Source organism: Nakamurella lactea DSM 19367, from assembly GCF_000426645.1.
In the GTDB taxonomy this organism is placed as follows: Bacteria; Actinomycetota; Actinomycetes; order Mycobacteriales; family Nakamurellaceae; genus Nakamurella; species Nakamurella lactea.
The window spans coordinates 216,907-241,826 of sequence record NZ_AUFT01000007.1 but is presented as its reverse complement, the minus strand read 5'-3'; the positions used below and the strand labels follow the sequence as shown (position 1 = coordinate 241,826).

Here is a 24,920-nt window from a genome sequence, read left to right as displayed (position 1 = left end):
TCTGCGCGAAGAGAGACTCATGACAACGCTCACCACCACCGGGCCGGCGACGATGTCGCGGCGACAGCGGCTGATCCTCGTCCTGTTACTGGCCTCGCAGTTCATGCTCGCCGTCGACTTCTCCATCCTCAACGTCGCGCTGCCCACCGTGGGTGCAGGGCTCGGTTTCGCCGATGCCGACCTGCAGTGGATCGCCACCTCGTTCGCGCTCTGCGCGGCCGGCTTCACCCTGTTGCTCGGCCGGATCGGCGACTACATCGGCCGCCGCCGGTTGTTCCTGATCGGCATGTCGGCGCTCGGTGTCGCGTCGCTGGTCGGCGGGCTGGCCACCAGCCCGGCCATGCTGCTGACCGCCAGGGTCGCGCAGGGGCTGGCCACGGCGGCCGTCACCCCCGCGGCCTTGTCACTGCTCACCACTGCCTTCGCCGAAGGACCGCTGCGGGCCAAGGCACTCGGGCTGAACAGCGTGATGATGTCGACCGGCTTCACCGCCGGCGCCATCCTCGGCGGCGTGCTGACCGATCTGCTCAGCTGGCGATTCGCCTTCCTGGTCAACGTTCCGGTCGCCGCGCTGGTCGTCGTGCTGGCCCCGATGCTGCTGACCGACCCCGCGGCCAGGGTCCGCACCCGGCTCGACGTGCCCGGGTCCACTCTGGTGACGGCCGGGCTGCTCGCGCTGGTGTTCGGCGCCACCCGCGCCGGCGAAGACGGTGTCACCGACCCGATCGCACTGGGCTCACTGGCGGCCGCGGTGGCGCTGTTGGTCATATTTTGGCGGGTGGAGAGCCGTCATCCGGCCCCGTTGGTGCCCACATCGATCCTGCGCCGGCGGTCGATCAAGTGGGGCAACATCGCCGGGTTCACCACCTTCGCGATGGAGACCGCACTGGTCTTTCTGCTCACCATGTACCTGCAGCACGTGCTCGACTTCAACCCGCTGGAGACCGGCGCGACGCTGGGCGCGATGGGCGCCGGCGCGATCATCGGGGGGTTCGCCGGACCGCGGGTGATCGCGGCCGTCGGGGTGCGACGCACCCTGGTCGGCGGGCTCGTCATCCAGGCGGTCTTCACCGCGACCCTGGTAGCGCTGGGCAGTTCGACCGGCTGGGTGCTGCCGCTGCTGGTGGTCACCTTCATCGGCGCCGTCGGGCATGTGTCGGTGATCGTCGGGTTCATGGTCGCGGCTACCTCGGGGCTGCCGGACCACGAACAGGGCCTGGCCACCGGGCTGGCCACCATGACCCAGCAGGTCGGCATCGCGATGGGCGTGCCGATCCTGAGCGCCGTGGCCACCGCAGTCGGCACCCTGCACTCGCTGGCGGCGCTGCGCACCGCCATCGCGGTGGACGCCGCGGTGGTGCTGATCGTCGCGGCGGCGGTGGCGCTGCGGATGGGCCACGATGGCCCGACCGACGCCGCCCGTAGCTCCCTTACACAGGACCGCGCGCTCGACCGTGAGTCGGAACCCGCCGGATCGGTAGTCTGAGACCGCCGCCGGCCCACGGGTCGGCGGCGATTCGTCCCGAACACCCCGAGGAAGGCCACCGCGTGATCACCCGGATGTCTGAGCTGTTCGTACGGACCCTGCGCGAGGATCCGGCGGACGCCGAGGTCCCGAGCCACCGCTGGCTGGTCAGGGCGGGTTACATCCGCCGGGCCGCCCCCGGGATCTACAGCTGGCTGCCACTCGGACTGAAGGTGCTGCGCAAGGTGGAGGCGATCGTCCGCGACGAGATGGCCGCCATCGGTGCGCAGGAGGTGAGCTTCCCCGCGCTGCTGCCCCGCGAGCCCTACGAGGCGACCGGCCGGTGGACCGAGTACGGCGCCGGGCTGTTCCGGCTCAAGGACCGCAAGGGCGGCGATTACCTGCTCGGTCCGACGCACGAAGAGATGTTCACCCTGCTGGTGAAGGACCTCTATTCCAGCTACAAGGACCTGCCGCTGTCGCTGTACCAGATCCAGACCAAGTACCGGGACGAAGCGCGGCCACGGGCCGGGATCCTGCGCGGCCGGGAGTTCATCATGAAGGACTCGTACTCCTTCGACGTGGACGACGCCGGACTGGACGCCTCCTATGCCGCGCACCGGGCCGCCTACATCCGGATCTTCGACCGGCTCGGCTTCCCGTACGTGATCGTCAAGGCAATGTCCGGGGCGATGGGCGGGTCCGCTTCCGAGGAGTTCCTGGCCGTCGCAGCCAACGGCGAGGACACCTACGTCCGCTCCCCCGGTGGCTACACCGCCAACGTCGAGGCGGTGGAAGTGCCGGCACCGGAACCGATTCCGTTCGACGACGCCCCCGCCGCGCACGTCGAGGAGACCCCCGGGACGCCGACCATCGAGACGCTGGTGGCGGTGGCGAATTCGGCACATCCCCGGCCGGACCGGGCCTGGGTGGCCGGCGACACGCTGAAGAACGTGCTCTTCCGGATCACCCGACAGGACGGCAGCACCGAGGCGCTGGCCGTCGGGTTGCCCGGCGATCGCGAGGTCGACGAGAAACGCCTGGAGGCGCAGCTCGGCGAGGGGGTCGCCTTCGAGCCCTTCGGTGACGACGACTTCGCTGCGCATCCCGAGCTGGTCAAGGGGTACATCGGGCCGGGTGCACTGGGGCTGGAGTCTGCGAGCAAGGTGCGTTACCTGGTCGACCCGCGGGTGGTCTCCGGCACCCGCTGGGTGACGGGTGCCGACCAGCCGGGCCGGCACGTGTTCGACCTGGTGTGCGGCAGGGACTTTCAGCCCGACGGGGTGATCCAGGCCGCGGATGTGCGACCCGGCGACCCGGCGCCGGACGGCTCCGGCCCGCTGGAGCTGGCCCGCGGCATCGAGATGGGGCACATCTTCCAGCTCGGCCGCAAATACGCGGAAGCATTGGGGCTCAAGGTTCTTGACCAGAACGGCAAGCTGGTGACAGTGACCATGGGCTCCTACGGCGTCGGGGTGTCCCGGGCGGTCGCGGCGGTCGCCGAGGCCACCTGCGACGACCGCGGGCTGAGCTGGCCGCGGGAGATCTCCCCGTACGACGTGCTGGTGCTGGTGGCCGGCAAGGCGCCGGAGATGCTGTCCACCGCGACCGAGCTGGCCTCGTTCCTGTCCGCCGCCGGGCTGGACGTCCTGCTGGACGATCGCAAGGCCTCCCCCGGGGTGAAGTTCGCCGACGCCGAGATCCTCGGTGTGCCCACCGCCGTGGTGGTCGGTCGCGGGTTGGCTGACGGGACCCTCGAGCTGCGGGACCGGGCATCGAATTCATCCGAGGAGATCGCGGTTGACGACGCCGTCGAGACGGTGCTGGCGCGCGTGCGCGGCTGAACTCCGGTGATCGCGGGATGGAAGAGTGAGCCACCTGCGAATCGGCCTACGCCACCTCGCAGTCAGCTACCGACCTCGGCGGGCTGACGATCGTCACCGACGTCGTTCGCCACCCGGTCCCGGGACCCCGGCGGCTTCGGCGCCGGACGACGGGGCTGCCGGCGCCCGGGCGGTTGATCGGGTGGTTGCTGATCCGGCGCCGGAACCGGCCGGCGAGCCGGAATCACCAGCCGCGGAACCATGGCCTGCACCAGCGCCTTCGCGGCCGCCGCGACCTCGTCGGCGACCCGGCCGCTGAGCTCGTCGTCGACGGTCGACTTGTCCACCGCACCCAGCATCTTCCGCGCCTTCGCCAGCGCCCCCTTCAGCGTCTTGATGTCGTCCGCGCCCAACCGTCCGTTCAGTGAGATCGCCGTGTTCTTCGTGGTGGCCGCCAAGGTGAACGCCCCGACCAGCAGGTTCTGGTTGAACGTGTTCAGCTTTGCCTCGGCGCGGACGTCAGCCACCGTCTTCTGCTGCTTGCGGTCGAGATCGTCGCCGTGCGCGAGATAGACCCGGACGAACTCGGGCACGTCACCGAACTCGCCGCCGTCACCGCCAGTGAGCCCGCCGAGCGGGGCGTCCTTCAGCCGCCGCACCGCCACAGATGTGCCTCGGTAGAACCTCTTCACCCGCTTGAGCGCCTCGTCGCCGAGTTGCGGTGCAAGCACCGCCTCTTCCACGTCCTTCTTCATATTGATGCCGCCGAAGACCTGGAACTCCAACTTCATCCCCATGCCGTACAGCGGCGCCTTGGTCCGCACCGCGTTCACCACGTTGTCCAGCACCGCGATGTTCTTGACGTCCTTGAGCCAGGTGCGCCCCTTGCCGTCGGTGCACAGGTCATAGAGCGCGAGAAGCGGGTCGCGGTGAGGTTCTCCGTGGTCACCCGCGGTGTACACGATGCGGCTGGCGAACTTCGTTCGATCCAGTACGAAGTGCAGGTTCCCGTAATAGTTCGCGCCGAAGTTGTCGCGGTTGTCGGTGCCCTTGACCGTCTCCCAGTTGATATTGCCACCGCCGAAACTCGCCATCTCGGCGCCGGACATGTCCTGCAGCCCGGTCATCAACTGGTCCTTCCAGTGCCGGAATCGCAGGTAACTGGCGCCACGGGCAGCGGTCGGATCGAACTTGTCGTCCCAGGTCGGCAGGTGGGTGATCGATCCGGCGGCCGCGGGTTTGCCGAACAGCGTCTTCAGTTCGGTCGTCGCCCGCGCGGCATTGGCCGGTGCGAACTTGGGACTGGGCTTCTTCGGCTCGGCGTCGGTGCCGAACCAACCTTCGAGGTTCACGGTGACGGTGAGCTTCATGTCGTGTCGCAGGAACTGCTTGATGTCGGCCAACAGGGTCTGCGCCGCGCCCGGGAGCAGCAGGTACCGGTCGGCCAACAGGGCCAGCAGACTCGCGTCGACCGAAGGCGCCGCCGCCTCCGCCCGCTCGACCTCGGCGAGATGCCGTTCCTGCCGCTCGGTGACGCCGGCCCGCGGGTTGACCGCTGTCACCGGTGACGGGGCGGTCACCTCGGCCTTGAGCTCGGCGAGTTTCTGGTCGGCATCCGCGGTCAGCTTGAGCTTGTCGGCGCCACCGGCGCCGCCGGCCTCCCAGTCCGGCGTCGCACTACCGAAGGTCCGCTCGAAGAAGTACGGCGAGTACTCACCGTGCGCCTCGGCCCGGTTGAAGCTGCCGGCCTTGTCCTTGACGACAGCTTGTTGTTGATCGGCCCGGTAGCTGGACATGGCCGCCTGCCACCGCTCGGTCATCAACTCGAGGATCTTCAACGGGGTGAGTCCGGCGGCCGCCGCCATCGCGGCGATCTGTTCGGCAGCAATCTCTTTGCGGATCTCGCGATGCATGTACTGGGTGACCGGATCGCCGCCGGACAGCGCCTTGGTCAGCTGCATCACCGAGTCCCTTGAGGCCTTGTTCCCGCTCCGCCGCTTCTTCTTCAGCTTCTGCCCGACCTCGTCCTCGAAGGTCTGCAGCAGCAACGGCAGCAGTTGGGTGGTGACCGACGGGTCGTTCAGCTCTTCGGCGAAGACCCTGGCGATCCCGCCGAGTGCGGTGGACAGCATCATCGCGTCCCGCAGATCGACGTCCTCGCCGGGCTTCTTCTTCGCCATGTGCTCCTTGTAGCTGCGCAAGGTGGTCTCGATCCGGGTCTGCACCGACACGCCCTTGTCGGGTTGCAACGCCTTCATCCGCTCGTCCTGCAACACGGTGGCCAGGCGCGATTTCAGCTGCGGGACACTACTGATGATCGAGACGACATCCTTGGTCGTCAGACCCGTCCTGCGACGAATGACCGCCGCTCGCGGTGCGCCGACCACCGTCCGGCGACGCACGCCGCCACGCTGCTGCACCACGTGGGTCAGCTCGTGAGCCATGAGCCGGGCTCCGGCGTCGGAACTGACGTCGGGCACGCCGTCCCGGAATGCCACATGGTCGCCGACGGTGAAGGCCTGCGCACCGATCCGGTCGTTCAGCTCGCGGGGCTGCGGACCGACATGCAGTCGGACCGCCGAGAGGTCGGCGCCGAAGGCGTCCTCCATGCTCCTACGGATGGCGACCGGCAGGGGTCTTCCGCCGCCGGTCAGGCGGCCGACGGCGGCCTCGGTACTCACATCGAGCTCGCCGCCGGCCTCGCCGCCGGCGGCAGACCGCAACCGGGAGACCAGCAATCCCTGGTCCGCGATCGATCCGATGGCGGTCGACGGCACCGCATCGCCGGGCTGACGGGCGGGGGCGCGGAGCCGGGCCAGTACCGCCTCCGCCACCCGTTCTGCCTCGACCTCGGCCGGGTCTGACGCAGGTCCGACCCGTAACTTCGCCTGGATCAGCGCGCCATGCGCCCGTTCGGCAACCGGCTGCACCCGTCCGGCAACCGGCCGCGGCCAGCCGGCCGACCGGATCGAGGCCGACGATCGCACCGAGTTCCCGGCTACCTCGTCAGCAGGTTCGATCCGGCGATGCTCGGCCGCAACGGATCTGGATCCGTTCGAGCGCGAGTGTATCGACATGTGAGTCTCCCGTATTCGATGTCAGCGAAGCATGCGGCACAAGGGGGCGCAAGGAACTGATCGGGCCATCGCCAGGATTCGAATCAATCCCCTGCTCCGGTCGGTGCCAACGCGCCGAACACTCGTCAGCGGCAATCCGCGCACCCGGGTGAACTCCGCACCGGCCGGGTGATCCTCTCGTCGGCCGAGTGGTTGACTGCAGGCACTCGATCATCGCCGTACCGACCGCAGCCGACCGCCACCGTTCACCAGGGAGACCGAGATGCGCAACCCGCGCTCCAGCACCGTCGACGACGTCGTCCGCCGCAGCGCCGGCCGATATCCGGATCGGATCGCCCTGCAGTACGACGATCGCCGCTGGACCTACGCCGATCTGGACGCCGCCACCTCCCGAGCGGCCGCCCGGCTGCTCGGAATGGGACTGCAACCCGGCGACCGGGTCGCTACCGTCGGCGCCAACTCCGATGCATACCTGTTGGCCTACCTCGGATGTGCCCGCGCCGGGCTGATCCATGTGCCGATCAACTACGCCCTCACCGGTGGCGAACTCGGATACCTGCTGCGCCAGTCCGGTAGCCGGGTCGCGCTGGTCGACGCGGCGTTACGGGACCAGGTGAGAGCTGCCGCCGCGGACAGCGCGGTCGAGCAGGTGCTGGTACTGCACGGCAGCGAGGACGCCGTTCTGCCGTTGTGGCAGACCGGCGACGTTCCCGAGCTCGACAGCCGCGTCCGGGACACCGATCTCGTCCAGCTGCTCTACACCTCGGGGACCACCTCCCAGCCCAAGGGCGCAATGATGACGCACCGCGCTCTGGTGCACGAATACCTCTCCTGCCTGCTGGCGCTCGACCTCGCCCCCGACGACAACCCGCTGATCTGCATGCCGCTCTACCATTCGGCCGGGATGCACGTGTTCCTGTTGCCGTACCTGGCGATCGGCGCCACCGTGCATCTGATGACCCGCCCCGACGTCGCCGAGATCCTGCGCCGGATCGAGGCCGACCGGATCGGATCGCTGTTCCTGGCGCCGACCGTCTGGGTACCGCTGGCCAACCATCCGGCCCTCGCCGATGCCGACCTCTCGTCGCTCCGCAAGGCCTACTACGGCGCGTCGATCATGCCCGGCCCGATTCTGCAGCGACTGCGGCAGCGCCTGCCGGAGTTGGCCTTCTACAACTGTTTCGGCCAGTCCGAGATCGGCCCGCTGGCCTGCGTACTGCGGCCCGAAGAGCATGCCGAGCGACCCGAGTCCTGCGGCCGGCCGGTGCTGTTCGTCGAGACCAGGGTCGTCGACGAGACCGGCGCCGACGTCGCACCCGGCACATCCGGTGAGGTGCTCTACCGCTCACCGCAGCTGTGCACCGGCTACTGGGACAAGCCCGAGGAGACGGCAGCCGCCTTCAACGGCGGCTGGTTCCACTCCGGCGATCTGGTGGTCCAGGACGAGCAGGGGTTCGTCACCGTCGTCGACCGGATCAAGGACGTGATCAACACCGGTGGGGTACTGGTCGCCTCCCGGGAAGTTGAGGACGTGATCTACACGCACCCGGCGGTCGCCGAGGTCGCGGTGATCGCCACCCCCGACGACCGCTGGATCGAGGCCGTGACAGCGGTTGTCGTCCTGCAGGCGGGCGCCACGGTCGATGAGGCCGAGCTGATCGCCCACGCCAAGCTGAGTCTGGCCGGCTTCAAGGTGCCAAAGCGCGTCCACTTCGTGGACGAGCTGCCGCGCAACCAGAGCGGCAAGTTGCTGAAACGAGTGCTGCGCGATCAACTCTGAACGCAGGGCGGTCGCCGGCGACCGCCCTGCCGCGTTTGTCCAAGGACGCACGGCCGCCCGCTCCCTAGAATGATCAGATGATCAGCAATGCCACCTTCACCACCTCCGATTTCGAACCGACCGATTTCGTCCCCGACATCACCACTGGGCTGACCACCGGGCACCTACGGATGATCAAGCACTTCGAGGGCGGCATATCCGGGCGGAGCATCACCCAGTTCACCTCGGCCTTCGATCAGCAGACCGGCGTCGGCACCTACGTCGCGATGGAGTCGTTCGAGGGCACCGTTGACGGCCGCCATGGCACGTTCAATCTGGTGCATGCTGCCAGCACGAGTGGCACTGACCGGGCCAACGAATACGGGCTGATCGTGCCGAGCAGCGGCACCGGCGAGCTCAGCGGCATTCGCGGCTCGGTGACGATGCAGGTCGATCCGGACGGGATCCATCGGATGGTGTTCGACTATGAAGTCTGACCGCGCCGCTGTGACCGCACCGCAACTGTGACCGCGCCACCCGCCCTCGGCTCTGAGTCACTGGCGAAGCGGCGGAAGCGTTAGCCCTGCTTGGCTTTGCCCCAGCCGTGCCAGCGGTCGATCTCGATCCAGGCGCTGACCCGCGGATCGGTGCGGTTCGGGTACCGGTGTCCGGTGTAGTGGGTCGAGATCCGGTCGATGTCGGCCAGCGCCTCGTCGTCCTTCCACTCGGCGACGTGTCCGATCACGCTGACGTGGGTTGACCAGTCGTCGTCCAGCACCGTCAGCGCCACCCGCCCGTCGTTGCGCATGTGCTCGACCCGCTTGCGGGTGTTGTCCATGTTCACCAGGATCCGGTCGCCGTCCAGTAGGTACCAGGTGGCGACGGTGATCGGCTGACCGCTGCTGTTCAGCGTGGCGATCACCGCCGGGTTCGGCTTGGACAGCATGGCCCGTAGGTCGTCGGGAATGGGCGTGGTCGGCACAGTGTTGCTCCTTCGTCAGAGGGATTCCGCAGGACGCGAGCCGGTTCGACCGCTCCCGCACCTCAACGTCAACCGGTCGCCGCGTCCCATTCTTCCCGGGTGATCGCGTACTCGACGTCACCGTGCTCATCACCCGGGATGTGGTCGGGCCAGTCCTGGTGGAAGATCCGGACCAGGCTCAGCCCGCACTTCTCCATCACCCGGCGCGATGCGGTGTTCACCACCATCGTCTCGGCATGCACCCGCCGCACCCCGAAATCGGCGAACCCGCGGTCGAGCACCGCACGGGAGGCCTCGGTGGCATAACCCTTGCCCCAGGCCGACTTCTTCAGCCGGTAGCCGAGTTCGGCGTCGTCGGCCGGGTCGCCCTCCGCCGGCCGGAAGTGCACCCAGCCGAGGAACCCGCCGGTCGACTTCTCGATCACCGCCCAGAACCCGTAGCCGGGGTACCGGCGGTAGTAGTCGAGAAAGGCGGGCAGAATGTCGTCGACGACCTCCTCCCGGGGAGTCGGCCGGCCGCCGGTGATCCAGAACATCACGTCCGGATCGGCGTCCAGCTCGACCAGGTTGTCAACGTCGTCGGTGGTGATGCGGCGCAGCGTCAGTCGCTTCGTCTCGGCGAAGACGGCCGCCGACGGGGCGCCTTCCTCGTCATTCCCGTTCTGCATTTGTTCATGCAAGACCCTGGCGAGCCGACGGGCAAGCGCCGGACGATCACGGCACCCAGGGGGTGCCGTTGCGGATCGCGATCACCGGGTGCTGGGCGGGATCGAGTTTGCGCATGATCGTGGTGAGGGTGGACTGGGCGATCGAGACACACCCTGCCGTTGAGTGGCCGGTGCCGACGTGCAGGAAGAACGCCGAACCCTTGTAGGGAATGTTCGTCGGGTTGTAGGCGATGTTCACCGCCAGGTTGTAGGCGGTGCCGGAGTAGTAGAGGTTCTCACTCGCACCACCGGGACTGTTCACCCGCCGGATGTGCTTGTTGTACGTGCGGGACAACGGATTCTCGTTCCACCAGTCGAGCGGGTCGGTCTTGAAATAGCGCAACTTGGTGCCCGGGTTGTTCAGCCTGCCGAACGCCTGGTCCAGGGCGAAGGTGCCGGCCGGGGTGTACCGCGAACCCTCGTGGGCCGGCCCGATACCGCGGGAGCCGACCCGCGCCGGCACCGGACCGACCGTCCTGGTCCAACGTCCGTTCGTACCCTTCTGCCACAGCGAGAGCTTCGCGGTGGTCGCGCCGGGCGAGGTGGCGCCGACCGCCACCACCTGCCGGGCGGTCGACGGCACCGTGATGGCCGGCCGGATCAGCGGCATGGCGACGACCGGGCTCGCCACCGCCGCCGACGCCTGCAGGGCCGGCCCGATCACCATGGACAGCAGGACGAGCAGCGCCGAGCCGACGATCCTGGCCGCGGCCAGGCCGGTCGGGCGACGTCGCGGATGCCGCGGGTCGCGGGTCAGCAGGTTCGTCATCACGCCTCCCTTTCGAGCTGTGCCCCTCATCCTGCTGGACGGCCTTGCCGGCGAGGGTCGTCAAACAGGTGGTTCGGCGCCCCGATCCGGCGCCGCCGGCAACTGTCCGTGACCGCGTCCCGCCACTGGATGCCAGGTGCTCAGCCTGCAGGGCTGACGGCGTCCGCCGACGCGCCAGGTGGCCATCGGTCCGGCGACGCTGTCAGCCGACGCCCTCCCAGACGGCCCTGGCGCCGGCGTCACCGATCAGCACCACATCGACGATCGAGCCGATGCCGGCAACCATCGCGAGCACCAGCAGGCCGCTGTTCACCCACAACCTGGTCCGCGGGTTCTGCTGCCGCGGTTCGAAGTAGCGATACCAGACCCACAGCGCGCCGGCCACCACGAACAGCCCGATCACCCACGGCAGCAGGGTCTGGCCCAGCTGCTGGTGCCTGGCGATCTTCGGATTCGTACCGATCGCCGCGGCCAACGCCTCGCCGGCCCGGACGGTGATCGGGACCAGGATCAGGGCGACCGTGGCCAACCCAGGGGTGACGATGCCCAGCCGGCGGCGGGCGGCCGGCCAGGCGGCATGCAGGATGGCGGCAACTCCGGCCAGCGGCAGCAGCACGACCACGCCGTGCACCAGCAACGGATGCAGCGGCAGGCCACCGATGTGCCACGAGGCCGCGGTGATCGCGAGGGTCGTCATACCCGATTCACGCGACAACGGCCCGTACGGTTCAGCCGGGCGCAGGATTGAACCGGACCGCCGGGTACTTCGTACTGTCGGCAGGAGGTGGGCGATGGGCGGCCGCGACGCGGACACCCTGCGGGTGCTGCACGACGAGCACGCCGGGGCGCTGTGGCACTACGTGTTCCGGTTGACGCACGACCGAGCCCGCTCGGAGGACATCGTGCAGGAGACGTTGCTGCGTGCCTGGCGTACCGATCTCGCCGACGACGGCACCGGATCGGTTCGCGCGTGGCTGTTCACCGTCGCCCGGAACCTGGTGATCGACGACCACCGCAGCGCCCGCCGCCGGCACGAGGTGAACACCGACACGATGCCCGAGCAGGCGGTCGCCGACCGGACCGATGCCCTGTTCGATTCGATGCTGGTGACCGAGGCGCTGCACACGCTCAGCGCGGACCATCGGACGGTGGTCGCCAGGGCGTACTTCGCCAGGCAGACGGTGGCCGAGATCGCCGACGATCTCGGGATTCCATCGGGCACGGTGAAATCCCGTCTGCACTATGGACTTCGAGCGTTGCGACTGGAACTGCAGGAGAGGGGCGTGACCCGATGACGAACGATCCGGCCGATCCGACGTCGATCGGCGATCCGCACGCGCGGTACGCCGACTGGGACGCCGCCTATGTGCTCGGTGCGTTGTCGGCCGCCGACCGCGCCGAGTTCGAGCGACACCTGCGCGCCTGCCGCAGCTGCACCGCCGCAGTGACCGAACTGGCCGGCCTGCCCGGTCTGCTCGGCAAGGTCGATCCGGCGGATGTCGAAGCCCTGCTGACGCCGGAGCCGGCCGATCTGCCGGAGCCGGGGCCGCCGGCCGACCTTCTCGCCCGGATCACCAGGGCCGACGACCGCGCGCGGTCGAAGAGGATTCGGCGCCGGCTGACGATCCTGGTGGCAGCAGCGGTATTGGCGGCAGCGGCAGTGATCGTGCCGATCAGCCTGTCCGGTGGCGAGCACCCGACGGCGTCCGCGGTGCTGACCAAGACCTCGGACAACCCGCTGACCGCCGACGTGCAGCTGTTCAGCGAGCAGTGGGGCACCAGGCTGACGGTGACCTGTGGTTACGCCACCGACGGCAGCTGGCAGTACAAGCAACCCGCGGGCGCCTGGACCTACGGGCTGTACCTGATCGACTCGGCCGGGCGGCCCACCATGGTGTCCAGCTGGATCGCCCATCGCGGGGACATCGTGCACGCCACCGGCAGCACCAACCTCGACGTGTCCGCGATCGATGCGGTGCAGATCCGCTCGATCGACACCGGAAAGGTATTGCTGAGCGCCGATCTCGGCTGACGATGAACCAATCCCCGCGCCAACTCGTGCTGTGGATGTCCGCGGCCCCGCGGATCTGCGTCCGCGTTCAGCGGATCTGCCACCGAAGGAGCGCGTTCCATCATGACCACACGAATCCTCGCCCGGATGGTCGCCGTCGCCGCCCTCGGCGGCCTGGCGCTGGCCGGCTGCGCCGGCAATACCCCGGCCAGCACCTCACCCTCGACCTCCGCGGCGGCGGCGAGTACCGCGGCCGCGAGTGCCGCCGCTACCGGATCGGCAGCCGGCGGTTCCGCTTCCGGGTCTGCCGGGGCTGACGGATCTGCCGCCGCCGGATCGGGCCCGGTGCTCGGCGTGGCGGACTCGTCGTTGGGCCAGATCGTCGTCGACGGCAAGAAGATGACGGTCTACGTGTACGACAAGGACACCCAGAACTCGGGCAAGAGCTCGTGTTCGGGGGCCTGTGCCACCGCCTGGCCGGCAGTGAACACCGACTCGATGAGCCCGACGGTCGACGGCGTGACCGGCCAGGTCGGCACCATCACCGGGGTGGACGGAAAGACCCAGGTGACGTTGAACGGATGGCCGCTGTACTACTACGCGAATGACGCCAAGGCCGGCGATGTGACCGGTCAGGGAGTCGGCGGGGTGTGGTGGGCGGTCGCCGCCGACGGCAGCAAGGTGACGGCGGCAGCGGCCGGCGGCGGCGGGTACTGACACGGGCCGCGCGGCCCAGGGTTCTCCAGGTATCCGCAGGTCGGTCCGCGCGCTCATACTGATCGAGCACCCCCGCACGCCGATCAGTAGGGCGGTGACCGATCATGCTGCGAAACGCGCCGACCGAGATGGTTCGTACCGGCGTGCCCTACCGGGGCGACGTCGAGATCAGGGTGCACGGCGTGTCCGGCACTCCGCCGGAGGAGCTGCTCGACCGGGCGACCACGGAACGGGTGTCCGGCGACCGGATCGCCGGCTTCTACCGCCCGGCCGTCACCGAGTTGCAGCACGACGTACCGGTGGGCACCAGACCGGGGACGCCGGCCGCCACCGAAGGCCCATGGTTGGAGGGCTATTCCTGGGGCGGCTGGACGTCCGGCGCGAAGACCCGCGCGCTGTGGCTGATGCTGGCCCCGTTCGCCCTGCTGAACGTGGCCCCGCGGATGCTGCCACCCGACCCGCAAACCCGTTCCGCCGCACCCCGATCGGGTCTGCGGCTGCTGACCGCGGCGCTGATCCGGGTACTGGCGGCGACCCTGACCGTCACCTTCGTGCTCGGGGTCGCCGCGCCGATGCTGACCACCGTCGCGCGCCGCTGCCCGGTACCCGGCGGGTCGGCGGACGGAACGGTTTCTGTCTGTCACGGCCTGCCGCAGTTCCTGATCAACCTGCTCTCGGCGCTCCCGCCCTCGGGTCAGCTCGCGCTGATGACGATCATGCCGGCGGTCCTGGTGCTGCTGCTCGGGCTGTTGAGCCGGTCGTCCGCACGTCGGTACGCCACCAGATCGGCTGCGGCGCCGTATCTTCCGGGGCGCCCGGACGACGAGGCGACGCCACTACTGCGACCTGACCTGTGGAACGGCGGAGTCGCCGGCCGACGGTTGCGGGCCCTGCACGTCCAGATCGCGGTGCTGACGATTCTCGGCCTGCTGGCAGTGCTGTTCCCGCCGTCCGGCCTGCGCACCGCCGCTTTGATCGTGTGCGGGGCAACGCTCGGCGGCGCCGTCGTGCTCTCCGGTTTGCGACTTCCGGCCGGCTGGGGTGAGCCGGCGACCACCAGGTTGCCCCGTTCGTTGCCGTTGCTCTGGGTCGGGGTGCTCGGGTCCGGCGGCCTTGATGCCGCCCTGGTGATCGCCGGCGACACGGTCGGCGCGACCGCCGCCGGGCTGGACCCGGACCGGCTGGTGCGGCAGGCAGACGCGGTGGTGCGCTGGCTGTTCGGGATCCAGGCCGCACTGCTGCTGCTGGTCGCGGTGGTGCTCACCATCGCGCTGAGTCGGGGAGCCGGTCGCGGCCGCTCGATGTTCATGGCCGGTTACGCCGGCTTCTTCATCGCCTTCCTCGGCTGGCTGCTGGGCAGCATGATGGCGGCCTCGGTGCTGATCATGGTGCCGGCCTGGTTGGGAGTCGACGGATTCGCCTTCACCCCGGGGCGGATCACCGAAGTGCTGCAAGTGCATTCGACCTGGTTCGGTGACACCACCCGGAGTTCGGGTTTCGGCATGCTGGTCGGTCTGGCCGCGCTGCTGGTCCTCGCGGTTCAGCTGGGCGGCAGGGCCTGGCTCGCCTCTCGCAACGGTGGCGCCACGGTCGATCGGAGCGCCGTTCGCGCCGACTACCGGCTCGATTCCGACGGGAAACCGCGCGACTTCACCGATCCGGACGTTGCCGCCCGGGCCGGTGGCATCGGATTCATGCTGTGGACGGCTCGCCGGGTCGACCGGGTGCCGCGGGGGATGGTGGTGTTCTGTCTGGTGGTGACGGTCGTCCTGGTGATGCAGGGGGCCGCGCTGATGCTCTCCACCGGGACGGCGAACGCCGTGAACTCGTTCTGGCGCTTCACCCTGGGAACCGGCAGCGGCGGCGCCCAGCTGATCGCCTGGGGGGTGTACCTGACCGGGGCCCTCCTGGTCGGTCTGCTCGCGCTGGGCGTTCTGGCCTACCGCACGGCCGCCATCCGCCGCGGCGTCGGAGTGCTGTGGGATCTTGCCTGCTTCTGGCCACGGGATGCCCATCCGTTCGCGCCGCCCTGCTACAACGAACGGATCATGCCCGAGGTGCGGACCCGGATCGCCTACTACGTCGGCGGTGTCGTCGGATCCGCGGAGGCCCCCGACCTGGCGCCGCCGCGTGGCCGGGTGGTGCTGGCCGGACACAGCCAGGGCACGGTGATCAGCCTGGCCGCGGTGCTGATCCAGCCGCCGGAGGTTCGTGAGCGGCTGTCGTTGATGACCTTCGGCTGCGTGCTGGACCGGCTCTACTCGCGGTTCTATCCGCGCTATTTCTCTCCCGAGGTGTACCGGCTGGCGGCGTCGCTGCTGAGCACCGACGGTGGACCGACCCGGTGGACGAACCTGTGGCGGCGCACCGACTATCTCGGCGGCGCCGTGCCGTATCCGTTCGCCACCGGCACCGGCACCGGCACCGGCACCACCGGCCAGCCGGTCGACGGTCCGCGACAGGTCCGGTGCGTCGACCCGGTCTTCGACCGGGCTCCCGGCGACGTGGTCTATCCCACGGCCGGCCGGCACTCCGGATTCTGGCTCGATCCGGTCTTCCAGCAACAGGTTCGCGGCCTGCTGGCGGAAATGCAGCCGATGCAGGTCGGGCCGGATCAGCCCTCAGCACCGGACCTACCATCCGCACCGGACCTACCGTCCGCACCGGAAGTGCCATCGACACCGCGACTGCCGTCTGCCAATTCCGGACGGAACACGATCTAGCGCGGCCGGGCGGCCGCCGGCCGGCGCCGACGGCGACGGAGGTGGACCACCAGACCGATCACGCCCGCGGCCACGATTACCGCGCCGATCACCAGGGTGGGTCCGTGGAATCCATCGGCGATCCGCTGCCAGTTGCTGCCGACGGCGGCGCCGATCCAGGCCAGCGCCAGGGTCCACGGGATGCAGCCGGCCAGCGTGTACAGGCCGAACCGCACCGGCCGCATCCCGGCGAACCCGGCCGGCAACGAGATGAACGTCCGGACCACCGGCAGCAGCCGGCCGTAGCAGACGGCGGCGCTGCCGTGCCGGTCGAACCAGCGCTGCGCGACCTCCATGTCGTGGTCGCGCACACCGACGTAGCGACCCCACTTTCGCCAGGCCGCCGGGCCGCCGTAGCGTCCGACGCCCCAGGCGAGATAGCTGCCGACGACGTTCCCGAGCACTCCGGCCGCAGTGACCGCGACCAGGCTCAGCTGCGCCCCGGCGACAGCGCCGCCCGCGATCGCGCCGGCGAACAGCATGGTGACTTCCGACGGAATCGGGATGCAGGCCGACTCGGCCAGCATGAGCAGGAACACCGCGAGATACCCGTAGCTGATGATGAAATGCTGCATGACGGTCGTCCTCGTCCGAGTTCTGGGGCCCTGGCGGTTCGCGGGCCCGGTGGTTTGCGGGCCTAGTGCGGTTTGCGGGCCTAGCGGTTTGCGGGCCTAGCGGTTTGCGGGCCTAGCGCGGCTGCGCGGTCGGCCGGCCGCCATTGAGTCGGCTGCCGTGGAGCAGGGTCGCCAGCCGGCCGCGGGTGCCGTCAGCCCTGCTTCTCGCGAGCCGACCGATCAACGCAGCCGCCGCCAGGCTGCCGAGCCAGGCGGCGACACCGCCGATCAACAGGCCGGCCACGATGTCCTGCACGTGATGGACGTGGGCCGCCACCCTGGCGGCGCCGAGCACTAGCGCGACGACGCCGAGCAGAGTTCCGTACCAGCGGTGGCGCAGCCAGATCAGTACCGCGATCAGTCCCGCCGCCGCCGAATGATCGGACGGGAAGCCGTTGTCGGCGGCATGCGCGATCAACGGCTGCAGCGCAGGGTTCTGCACGAACGGCCGCGGATCGTCGTGCACCGCAGCGGCCACCGTGATCAGCACCCAGACCAGCAGCAGACCGATCAGCGCCGACCCGGCCAGCTGGACCCTGCCCGCCCGGTCCTCGGCGAACAGCCAGATCGCCGCGAAGGCGATCACCATGGCGTACAGCAGGTACTGCGCCAACCAGCCGATCACCGGACCACCCCTACTGAGTTCACTCGCGACCGACGGCCATCGGCGACGCCGGTCTGATCGATATCTACTATGCAACCTTTAGTACTACTCGACAAATAGTAGCAGAGTGGATCGCGACATTACGGGCAGCGAACGCTTGCCTGTTCCCTAACGGTTGACCAGAACTCCGGGCGGGGGTGACGGCCAGGCGATTCAGCCACTGAAAGCAGCAGTACCGGGGTCGTGACTAGACCGAGTGGGGCACGACCGTTGACGACCGGGCACCTGCTCGGTTTGGGTGTGCACAGCTGTGCTCGCTCGCACAGTCCCGGTTGTTCGCACTTCCCAGCTGGACGCAACGAGGCGTCCGGCCCGGCCCAAGGAGTAGCACTTGACCCACTCCGCTCGCGCCAGGCGGCGAACCCGCTCCCTGGCTGCGCTGTCCGCGATGGCACTGACCTTCGCGACCGTGCTCGGCGTCACCCCCGCCGCGGCAGAGACAGCCCCGAATCCCTCACCACAGGACGATCTGGGCAGCGTTCAGACCTTCACCGACGGTACCTACATCGTGCAGCTGGCCGCCCAGCCGGTCGCCGCCTACGACGGTCACGTCCCCGGGTATGCGAAGACCGAACCCGCTGCCGGGGCGAAGGTCGACACCAAATCGGCCAACGCGCAGCGGTACGCCGGCTACTTGCGCGCCAAGGGCGCCCAGGCCCGGGCCAAGGTCGGTAATCCGAAGGCCATCTACGAGTTCAGCACCGTCTATCCGGGATTCGCGGCCCAGCTGACCGGCCGGCAGGCACAGCAGCTGAGCCAGCAGCCCGGCATCGTCAAGGTCACCAAAGACGTACTGCTGAAGCCGGATTCGCTGCCGGCCGAGCCGAACCACGGCAAGGGCTGGGGCAAGGGATCGGGCGGCAGCAAGGGCGGCGGCCACGGCGGCGGCCAGGGCAGCAGCGCCGACGTACTGCGGACCAGCCAGGCGCTGGGGCTGGAGAGCAAGCACGGTCTGTGGGACGAGTTGGGCGGTTCCAAGAAGGCCGGTTCGGGGGTGATCGTCGGGGTGATCGACACCGGCATCTGGCCGGAGAGCGAGTCCTTCGATCCGATGGCCAAGAAGAAGAAGGACCAAGTCGCGCCCCAGGGCTGGAAGGGCTCCTGCGTGGCCGGCGAGGACAACTCGTTCCCGGTCGCCGAGTGCAGCGACAAGCTGATCGGCGCCAAGTACTTCGTCGACGGTTTCGGCCGGGCCAGGGTCGGCGAGGACTACCTCTCGCCGCGGGATGGTGACGGGCACGGATCGCACACCTCGTCCACCGCAGCCGGTAACTTCGGCCCGGAAGCGGTGATGCCGGACGGCAACGACCTCGGGAAGGTCTCCGGGATCGCGCCGGCCGCCAGCATCGCGATGTACAAGGCCTGCTGGAACGGCAAGGTCGGCGTCGCGGCCGACGGCTGCTCCGGGATCGACACGGTCGCCGCCACCGAGGCGGCCGTCGCCGACGGTGTCGACGTCATCAACTACTCGATCGGCTCCACCACCGAGAGCACGTACTTCGGCGCCAACGAGATCGCCTTCATGTACGCGGCGCAGGCCGGCGTCTTCGTCGCGGTCTCGGCCGGCAACTCCGGACCGGGCACCTCGACGCTGGACCATCCGAGCCCGTGGCTGACCACCACCGCGGCGGCGACCTACACGGTGAACGAGTCGACCGTGGTGATGGGCAACGGCCAGAAGTACATCGGTGCGTCGACCACGCCAGGTTTGCCGTCAACCCCGTTGGTGGAGTCGTTGGCCGCCAAGGCCGCCGGCGCCGCCGACTCGGATGCCAACCTGTGCTTCCCGGACAGCCTCGACCCGGCCAAGGTGGCCGGCAAGATCGTGCTGTGCGACCGTGGCGTCAACGCCAGGACCGAGAAGAGTTACGTGGTCCAGCAGGCCGGCGGTGTCGGGATGATCCTGCTGAACCCGTCCAACGCCGGGACCAACGGCGATTACCACTTCGTGCCGACCGTGCACCTGGAGTTCGACAACCAGGCGAAATACGACGCCATCCACGCCTACGCCCGCAGCGCCGGCGCCACGGCGGAGATCCAGGCCGGGGTGAACACCGGCAGCACAACGGTTTTTCCGCGGATCATCGAGTTCTCCTCCCGTGGACCGTCGCTCCGCGGTAACGGCGACATCATCAAGCCGGACATCGCCGCCCCCGGGGTCGACGTGCTGGCGGCGTCCGCGCCAGGGGTGAACTTCGGCCGGAGCTACGACTACCTGTCCGGCACCTCGATGGCCTCGCCGCACATCGCCGGCATCGGTGCGTTGCTGCTGGATCTGCACCCGAAGTGGACGCCGATGATGGTGAAGTCCGCGATCATGACCTCCGCGGTCGACACCAAGGGCGGCACCACCAGTCCGTTCGACCAGGGCGCCGGCTACACCCAGCCGAACCGGGCCGGCGACCCCGGCCTGGTCTACAACTCCGGGGCCGACGACTGGTGGGCGTTCCTGCGCGGGCAGGGCTGCAACGGTTGTCCCGCAGGCGCTCCGCTGGACGCCAGCGATCTCAACCAGGCGTCGATCGCGGTCGGTGACCTGGCCGGCACACAGACGGTGACCCGTACCGTCACCAACGTCGGGAACGGCACCGAGACCTACCGGGCGCACGTCTCCGGTGTCGCCGGATTCACCGTCACGGTGACGCCGTCGGTGCTGAAGGTGAAGCGGGGCGCCACGGCGAAGTTCACCATCACCTTCGCCCGGACCACCGCGCCGCTGGCCATCTTCTCCACCGGATTCCTGACCTGGTCCAGCTCTCACCATTCGGTCCGCAGCCCGATCGCGGTCCGGCCGGTGGCCTTCGCCGCACCGGCCGGAGTGACGGCTCCCGCGGCCGCCAGTGGAACGGTGGGCATCACCGTGACACCGGGTGCCGACAACCAGCAGATCGCCGGCACCATCAGGGGTCTGGTCGGTTCGACGACGGTGAGCGGCGAGGTTGCCGTGCCCGGCACCGGCGGCGCGGACAGCGTCGCCTACCCGCTGAAGGCGCCGGCCACCGGCGGCCCGTACACCTTCCGGTTCGAGACGCACGGCCTGCCGGCCGACGACATCGACCTGGATTGCGGATTCGCCTCCAGCGGTGGCAGCACCGCGGACGAGACGGTCACGGTCAGCGGTATGCCGGTCGGATACACGTTCACCTGCACGGTCTACGGGTTCGCCGCCTCGGTCGGCAACTCCTCTCCGTACACCGTGAACTGGTGGTTCGTCGACCAGAACACCCCGGTCGGCAACGCCTCCGTCCCGGCGACAACGACGACCGGCGCCCAGGGTGCACCGGTCACCATCCCGGTGACGTTCTCCGGGCTGGACCCGACCCAGCGGTACTGGGGCTGGGCGGCGCTGTCGGCGAGCGGCACCACCAGCCGGACGTTTATCAACGTCGGCTGAGGTACGGCTGACGAAGCACAGCGGCGGCCAGGCCTTCGGGCCTGGCCGCCGCTGTGTTGCTGGTGCCCCCCCCGGTCCCTTCCGGTCCGTACCATTTCGGTGCAACCCGGTGAGGCGACCATGACGTCATCTGAACGACCGGGACCGGAGGTGGGCATGAGGCGTTCACTGATCGCAGCGCTGCTCCTCGTGCTGGTTGCCGGGTGCAGCCGGGCACCCGGCGCCTACCAGCCGTCCGACATCCAACAGCAGGGCGTCTGCGACGGCGTTGCGCAGCCCGCGGAACTGACGCCGCTCGGACCGACAGCCGACGTCACCGCTGCGGTTGTCTGTGGCACGACCGAGAAGTACGTCAAGGGCAAGGGCTCGTGGGACTTCACGGTGGTCCGGGCGGTGCCGGCCGAGAAGATCCCGGCGCTGGTCACCGCCCTGCGACTGCCCGACGCCTCCGGGACCGCCGATGCCTGCACCGCGATGTTGGTCATGGTGCCCGGATTCGTGCTGACCCTGGCCGACGGATCGCGGATCCGACCGGGCGTGCCGGGCGACGGCTGCCATCCACGCCACGAGGTTCTGGACGCACTCGACGTCGCGACCTCGATCACGACCGAAACCCGTGGCACCCAAGTGCGTTCGGAACTGGAGGTCACCACCAACTGTGGCGCCACCGCCAAGAGCCCGGCCGTCTGGCAGTCGGAAACGATCCCGGGGCTGGCGAAGCTGCCGCCGGTCCCCGGGTCCGGATCGGTCAGCGTGTGCCGCTATCGCGGTACCCCGGACCAGGAGGGCCCGTTGGTCGCCGCCGGCCTGCAGCCGGCCGGCGTCGTCGCCGCCGGGTGGCCGACCGCCGCGCAGGTCGGGTCGCTGCGGTGCGACACACCCGATGACGTCCTGGACGTGCCGCCGGTCGACTGGCTGATGTTCCTTCGGACGCCGACACCGCCGTACCGGCTCGACGACGCCGGCGGCGGGGTGTTCGCCCTTCTCGAACTCGGCGGCTGCGGCCGACTGGTCGATCCGGTCAACGGAACGGCCTGGTCGGCGGATCTGGACGTCGGTACCCGACTGGCGGCGCTGGCAGACCACCCGGTCGGCTGAGCGTCCGAAGCGCAGCGTGCTCGTGCGCAACATCCGTCCCCGCGCAGCGCCTACCGCCAACGCTGAGCGAGCAGGCCTGCACGCCGCGTCGGTGTTTTCCGGGGCCATGCTCGTGGCGGAGCGCGCGGGCGATGGCACATGAATGCGCGTCGACCAAGCGCTTGCTAGGCTCCGAAGATGCGCATCGGCGTCCTATCCCCCGTCGTGTTCCGGCCGACCGGCCAGTTCAGCCCATGGGAGGTCGGCGCCGGAACTGCCGAGATCGTCACGATCGCACAAGCCGCGGACCGGCTCGGCTATCACCACCTGACCTGCAGCGAGCACACCGCGGTGCCGACCGCGATCGCCGCCAAGGGCGGCGGCACCTACTGGGATCCGTTGGCAACCCTGGGTTTTCTGGCCGCGAAGACCGAGCGGATCGCCCTGGCAACCCACGTGCTGGTGCTGGGCTACCACCACCCACTGGACATCGCCAAGAGCTACGGCACGCTCGACCGACTCTCCGGCGGCCGGGTGATTCTCGGCCTCGGCGTCGGCAGCGGAGCCGCCGAATTCGCCTTGCTGGGCAAGGATTTCGCCAACCGCGGGGCCATCGCCGACGATGCGATCGCCGCGCTGCGCGCCTCGTGGGGCCGGGAGACCCCGAGTTATCGCGGGCCGCACTTCGAGTTCGACGACTTCGTCGTCGACCCGCACGCACCCCGGACGGAGGTGCCGCTCTGGATCGGCGGCTACACGCCGCGGTCCCTGCGCCGGGCGCGGGAACTGGCCACCGGCTGGGCGCCGTTCGGACTGAGCCCCGACCGGGTGGCCGAGCTGCTGGCACGAGGCGTCAGCCCCGACGGCTTCGACGTCATCCTGCCGCTGCCGCCTCTGGACCCGACCCGGGAGGCCGAGCGCACCATCGATCTCGCCGGCCGGCACCGCGAAGCCGGAGCCACCGTGCTGAATGTCGCCCTGCGGGCCGACAACGTCGAGCACTGGGTAGAGCAGGCGACCGCACTCAAGGAGTTGCTTCCCGACGCCGCTTGGTCCAGCTGAACCCCCCGCCTCGGCGCTTATCAACTTCGCAGGCGCTTACGAACGTGGCCGATCTGGGACGGGTGTGACAGAAGTAGTCGATTTCGCAAGCGCCTGCGATGTTGATAAGCGTGCGGGGTGGGGTCAGGTGGCGGAATCGCGCATGGATTTGGCGGTCTGACCGGCCAGTGAGTCGGCACCGACCTCGGCGTTGTGGGCGTGCGCGGCGTGGTGCAGCCCGAACACCGAGTCCATCCCGGTACGCAGGCCCATCAGATCCTCGGCCTGATTGACGGCCTTCTTGGTCAGCGCCAACCCCAACCGCGGCATCTGCGCGATCCGGTCGGCGAGGGCGAAAGTCTCGGACTCCAGCTCGTCACGCGGGACCACCCGGTTCACCATCCCGATCGCCAGCGCCCGATCGGCCGGCATCCGGTCGCCGGTGAACAGGAACTCCTTGGCGAACCGCGGACCCATCACCCAGGGATGGGCGAAGTACTCGACGCCCGGGATCCCCATCCGGACAACGGGATCGGCGAAGAACGCATCGTCGGACGCCACGATCAAATCGGAACACCAGGCCAGCATCAGCGCGCCGGCGATGCAGGCTCCCTGCACCATCGCGATCATCGGCTTGGGCATCTCCCGCCAGCGCCGGCACATCCCCAGGTACACCTCCGATTCGCGGGCGAACCGGCTGTCGACGCCCTCCTTGCCGACGTGGTCCCACCACAGCCCGGCCTTACGCTCGAACGAGGAGTCGATGTCCCGGCCCGGCGTACCGATGTCGTGCCCGGCGGAGAAGTGCTTACCGGAGCCGGCCAGCACGATCACCTTCACCTCGTCGTCGGCGTTGGCCCGGTAGAAGGCCTCGTCGAGGGCATAGGTCATCGCGGAATTCTGGGCATTGCGGTACTCGGGCCGGTTCATCGTGACCACCGCAACCGCGCCACGCACTTCGTAGGTGACGACCTCGTTCTCGGTCTCGCTCATCGGGTTCTCCTCGTTGCTGGTTCGACGACGGCCGGCTGGATGACTGGCAGACAATCAGTGTGCAGGCGATGTTCCGCTGGCCGGCAGGCCGAGCGCTCTGGCCACCGCATCACGATGCCAGGCGGCCGTCCCCCACTGCGCCGCCACCGCCCAGGCCCGCTTGGCGAACAGCTGCCAGTCGTACTCGGTGGTATAGGCGATCGCACCGTGACATTGCAGCGTTGCCCTGGCCACCTGCACCGCGGCGTCCGAGGCCAGCGCCTTCGCCGTTGCTACCGCCACCGATGCCTGCTCGTCGCCGGTGGCCAGGGCATAGCCGGCCGCGGACACCGTCGGGGCGGCGAACTCGACGGCGAGCAACGCCGACGCCAAGTGATGCTTGACGGCCTGGAAACTGCCGATCGGCACCCCGAACTGCTGACGTTCCTTCACGTATCCGACCGTCAGGTCGAGCATCCGGCGGGACAACCCGACCAGCTCGGCCGCCGACCCGAGCACCCCTCGCAACCACGCGGTCCGCACCAGGGCGGGGTCGTCGATCTCGGCGATGATGGTGCCGAAGCTGATCCGCTGCAGATCGGCGGCCGGGTCGACGGCCGCCTGGGGCTCCCGTTGCGCGCCGGCCAGGTCGACGACCCGGATGACGCCGGAGCCACCCCAGCCGCCCTGCAGCAGTAGATCGGCCCGGCTGCCGAATCGAACCAGTCCGTTGCCGACCGGATCCGCTGCCACGCAGACGGTTCCAGCGAGCACGTCCTCGGCCCGACCGGTGGCCGACAGCAGACCTGGTGCCACCGCAAGGGTGTCGACCAACGGTAGCGGTGCCGCGGCCCGGCCGATCTCGACCAGGACCGGAACCAGGTAGTTCTCGTCCAACCCGAGGCCACCGGCCTCCTCGTCGACCAACAGCCCGGTGGCGCCCAGGTCGACCAGCCCGGCATACAGCCGATCCGCCTGCGGGGAGCCGGTTCCGGCCCGCACCACGTCGGGGGTACAGGCATCGCCCAGCAACTGCGCCACCACCTGGTGCAGTTCCTGCTGCTCGGTCGTCAGTGCGAAGCGCAT

20 protein-coding genes are annotated in these 24,920 nt (G+C 69.2%); 11 read left to right on the top strand and 9 right to left on the bottom strand.

The window, feature by feature from the left end; translation table 11 throughout:
• Positions 1 to 19 precede the first annotated feature (19 nt).
• Together K340_RS28585 and K340_RS0109005 are read left to right on the top strand one after the other, a co-directional pair.
• Entirely contained in the window at positions 20 to 1,486 is a 1,467-nt protein-coding gene (locus K340_RS28585) for an MFS transporter (RefSeq protein ID WP_084614198.1), read from the top strand.
• Positions 1,487 to 1,560: 74 nt separating this feature from the next.
• Entirely contained in the window at positions 1,561 to 3,309 is a 1,749-nt protein-coding gene (locus tag K340_RS0109005) for a proline--tRNA ligase (RefSeq protein ID WP_029136483.1), read from the top strand.
• Between the two features lie 62 nt (positions 3,310 to 3,371).
• On the opposite strand, the gene K340_RS34055 is transcribed toward K340_RS0109005, so the two are convergent.
• The gene (locus tag K340_RS34055; protein WP_051265562.1) at positions 3,372 to 6,365 is read right to left on the bottom strand and encodes an eCIS core domain-containing protein; all 2,994 of its coding nucleotides are present in this window, start codon (positions 6,363 to 6,365) and stop codon (positions 3,372 to 3,374) included.
• 262 nt (positions 6,366 to 6,627) lie between these two features.
• Between K340_RS34055 and K340_RS0108995 the strand changes: the two genes are divergently transcribed.
• On the top strand, positions 6,628 to 8,145 hold the full coding sequence (locus K340_RS0108995) for an acyl-CoA synthetase (protein ID WP_029136482.1): 1,518 nt from the start codon (positions 6,628 to 6,630) through the stop codon (positions 8,143 to 8,145).
• 77 nt (positions 8,146 to 8,222) lie between these two features.
• Positions 8,223 to 8,621, top strand: a complete 399-nt coding sequence (locus K340_RS0108990) for a DUF3224 domain-containing protein (RefSeq protein ID WP_029136481.1) — start codon at positions 8,223 to 8,225, stop codon at positions 8,619 to 8,621.
• 80 nt (positions 8,622 to 8,701) lie between these two features.
• Here K340_RS0108990 and K340_RS0108985 read toward each other — a convergent pair whose 3' ends face one another.
• The 4 genes from K340_RS0108985 to K340_RS0108970 form a co-directional block, all read right to left on the bottom strand.
• Complete coding sequence (locus tag K340_RS0108985) at positions 8,702 to 9,106, bottom strand: TIGR03618 family F420-dependent PPOX class oxidoreductase (RefSeq protein ID WP_029136480.1); 405 nt, start codon at positions 9,104 to 9,106, stop codon at positions 8,702 to 8,704.
• Positions 9,107 to 9,174: 68 nt separating this feature from the next.
• The gene (locus K340_RS0108980; RefSeq protein ID WP_051265558.1) at positions 9,175 to 9,774 is read right to left on the bottom strand and encodes a GNAT family N-acetyltransferase; all 600 of its coding nucleotides are present in this window, start codon (positions 9,772 to 9,774) and stop codon (positions 9,175 to 9,177) included.
• 46 nt (positions 9,775 to 9,820) lie between these two features.
• On the bottom strand, positions 9,821 to 10,582 hold the full coding sequence (locus tag K340_RS28575; protein WP_051265557.1) for a L,D-transpeptidase family protein: 762 nt from the start codon (positions 10,580 to 10,582) through the stop codon (positions 9,821 to 9,823).
• A gap of 202 nt (positions 10,583 to 10,784) precedes the next feature.
• On the bottom strand, positions 10,785 to 11,279 hold the full coding sequence (locus K340_RS0108970) for a DUF2231 domain-containing protein (RefSeq protein ID WP_051265556.1): 495 nt from the start codon (positions 11,277 to 11,279) through the stop codon (positions 10,785 to 10,787).
• A 94-nt stretch (positions 11,280 to 11,373) separates the two neighbouring features.
• Here K340_RS0108970 and K340_RS0108965 point away from each other — a divergent pair, with 94 nt between their 5' ends.
• The 4 genes from K340_RS0108965 (at position 11,374) to K340_RS0108950 (ending at position 16,033) form a co-directional block, all read left to right on the top strand.
• The gene (locus K340_RS0108965) at positions 11,374 to 11,877 is read left to right on the top strand and encodes a sigma-70 family RNA polymerase sigma factor (RefSeq protein ID WP_029136477.1); all 504 of its coding nucleotides are present in this window, start codon (positions 11,374 to 11,376) and stop codon (positions 11,875 to 11,877) included.
• The gene (locus K340_RS0108960; protein WP_051265553.1) at positions 11,874 to 12,614 is read left to right on the top strand and encodes a zf-HC2 domain-containing protein; all 741 of its coding nucleotides are present in this window, start codon (positions 11,874 to 11,876) and stop codon (positions 12,612 to 12,614) included. Before K340_RS0108965 ends, K340_RS0108960 begins: the two co-directional genes overlap by 4 nt.
• Positions 12,615 to 12,716: 102 nt before the next feature.
• Positions 12,717 to 13,310, top strand: coding sequence for a COG4315 family predicted lipoprotein (locus K340_RS0108955; RefSeq protein ID WP_029136475.1), 594 nt, complete (start codon positions 12,717 to 12,719; stop codon positions 13,308 to 13,310).
• A 104-nt stretch (positions 13,311 to 13,414) separates the two neighbouring features.
• Positions 13,415 to 16,033, top strand: coding sequence for a hypothetical protein (locus tag K340_RS0108950; RefSeq protein ID WP_029136474.1), 2,619 nt, complete (start codon positions 13,415 to 13,417; stop codon positions 16,031 to 16,033).
• On the opposite strand, the gene K340_RS0108945 is transcribed toward K340_RS0108950, so the two are convergent.
• Complete coding sequence (locus K340_RS0108945; RefSeq protein ID WP_029136473.1) at positions 16,030 to 16,647, bottom strand: DedA family protein; 618 nt, start codon at positions 16,645 to 16,647, stop codon at positions 16,030 to 16,032. The two genes, K340_RS0108950 and K340_RS0108945, sit on opposite strands and share 4 nt — an antisense overlap.
• A gap of 112 nt (positions 16,648 to 16,759) precedes the next feature.
• Positions 16,760 to 17,311, bottom strand: a complete 552-nt coding sequence (locus K340_RS0108940; RefSeq protein ID WP_029136472.1) for a phosphatase PAP2 family protein — start codon at positions 17,309 to 17,311, stop codon at positions 16,760 to 16,762.
• Positions 17,312 to 17,681: 370 nt separating this feature from the next.
• On the opposite strand from K340_RS0108940, the gene K340_RS28570 reads away from it, so the two are divergent.
• The 3 genes from K340_RS28570 to K340_RS0108925 all read left to right on the top strand — a co-directional run bounded on the left by K340_RS28570 (position 17,682) and on the right by K340_RS0108925 (position 22,883).
• Positions 17,682 to 20,744: a S8 family serine peptidase gene (locus tag K340_RS28570; RefSeq protein ID WP_154674148.1), complete on the top strand. Its 3,063-nt coding sequence runs from the start codon at positions 17,682 to 17,684 to the stop codon at positions 20,742 to 20,744.
• A 156-nt stretch (positions 20,745 to 20,900) separates the two neighbouring features.
• Positions 20,901 to 21,842 (top strand): lipoprotein, encoded by a 942-nt coding sequence (locus K340_RS0108930; protein WP_029136471.1) that lies wholly within the window; start codon positions 20,901 to 20,903, stop codon positions 21,840 to 21,842.
• 177 nt (positions 21,843 to 22,019) lie between these two features.
• On the top strand, positions 22,020 to 22,883 hold the full coding sequence (locus K340_RS0108925; RefSeq protein ID WP_029136470.1) for a TIGR03619 family F420-dependent LLM class oxidoreductase: 864 nt from the start codon (positions 22,020 to 22,022) through the stop codon (positions 22,881 to 22,883).
• Between the two features lie 123 nt (positions 22,884 to 23,006).
• Here K340_RS0108925 and K340_RS0108920 read toward each other — a convergent pair whose 3' ends face one another.
• Together K340_RS0108920 and K340_RS0108915 are read right to left on the bottom strand one after the other, a co-directional pair.
• Complete coding sequence (locus K340_RS0108920) at positions 23,007 to 23,855, bottom strand: enoyl-CoA hydratase (protein WP_029136469.1); 849 nt, start codon at positions 23,853 to 23,855, stop codon at positions 23,007 to 23,009.
• A gap of 54 nt (positions 23,856 to 23,909) precedes the next feature.
• A complete protein-coding gene (locus K340_RS0108915; RefSeq protein WP_029136468.1) occupies positions 23,910 to 24,920 on the bottom strand; it encodes an acyl-CoA dehydrogenase in 1,011 nt (336 codons plus the stop codon).

What these genes read in the sequence shown, in the direction of transcription:
- K340_RS28585 (WP_084614198.1), top strand. Translation starts at nt 20, where the DNA reads ATGACAACGCTCACCACCACCGGGCCGGCGACGATGTCGCGGCGACAG.
- K340_RS0109005 (WP_029136483.1), top strand. Translation starts at nt 1,561, where the DNA reads ATGTCTGAGCTGTTCGTACGGACCCTGCGCGAGGATCCGGCGGACGCC.
- K340_RS34055 (WP_051265562.1), bottom strand. Translation starts at nt 6,365, where the DNA reads ATGTCGATACACTCGCGCTCGAACGGATCCAGATCCGTTGCGGCCGAG.
- K340_RS0108995 (WP_029136482.1), top strand. Translation starts at nt 6,628, where the DNA reads ATGCGCAACCCGCGCTCCAGCACCGTCGACGACGTCGTCCGCCGCAGC.
- K340_RS0108990 (WP_029136481.1), top strand. Translation starts at nt 8,223, where the DNA reads ATGATCAGCAATGCCACCTTCACCACCTCCGATTTCGAACCGACCGAT.
- K340_RS0108980 (WP_051265558.1), bottom strand. Translation starts at nt 9,774, where the DNA reads ATGCAGAACGGGAATGACGAGGAAGGCGCCCCGTCGGCGGCCGTCTTC.
- K340_RS28575 (WP_051265557.1), bottom strand. Translation starts at nt 10,582, where the DNA reads ATGACGAACCTGCTGACCCGCGACCCGCGGCATCCGCGACGTCGCCCG.
- K340_RS0108970 (WP_051265556.1), bottom strand. Translation starts at nt 11,279, where the DNA reads ATGACGACCCTCGCGATCACCGCGGCCTCGTGGCACATCGGTGGCCTG.
- K340_RS0108965 (WP_029136477.1), top strand. Translation starts at nt 11,374, where the DNA reads ATGGGCGGCCGCGACGCGGACACCCTGCGGGTGCTGCACGACGAGCAC.
- K340_RS0108960 (WP_051265553.1), top strand. Translation starts at nt 11,874, where the DNA reads ATGACGAACGATCCGGCCGATCCGACGTCGATCGGCGATCCGCACGCG.
- K340_RS0108955 (WP_029136475.1), top strand. Translation starts at nt 12,717, where the DNA reads ATGACCACACGAATCCTCGCCCGGATGGTCGCCGTCGCCGCCCTCGGC.
- K340_RS0108950 (WP_029136474.1), top strand. Translation starts at nt 13,415, where the DNA reads ATGCTGCGAAACGCGCCGACCGAGATGGTTCGTACCGGCGTGCCCTAC.
- K340_RS0108945 (WP_029136473.1), bottom strand. Translation starts at nt 16,647, where the DNA reads ATGCAGCATTTCATCATCAGCTACGGGTATCTCGCGGTGTTCCTGCTC.
- K340_RS0108930 (WP_029136471.1), top strand. Translation starts at nt 20,901, where the DNA reads ATGAGGCGTTCACTGATCGCAGCGCTGCTCCTCGTGCTGGTTGCCGGG.
- K340_RS0108925 (WP_029136470.1), top strand. Translation starts at nt 22,020, where the DNA reads ATGCGCATCGGCGTCCTATCCCCCGTCGTGTTCCGGCCGACCGGCCAG.
- K340_RS0108920 (WP_029136469.1), bottom strand. Translation starts at nt 23,855, where the DNA reads ATGAGCGAGACCGAGAACGAGGTCGTCACCTACGAAGTGCGTGGCGCG.
- K340_RS0108915 (WP_029136468.1), bottom strand. Translation starts at nt 24,920, where the DNA reads ATGCGCTTCGCACTGACGACCGAGCAGCAGGAACTGCACCAGGTGGTG.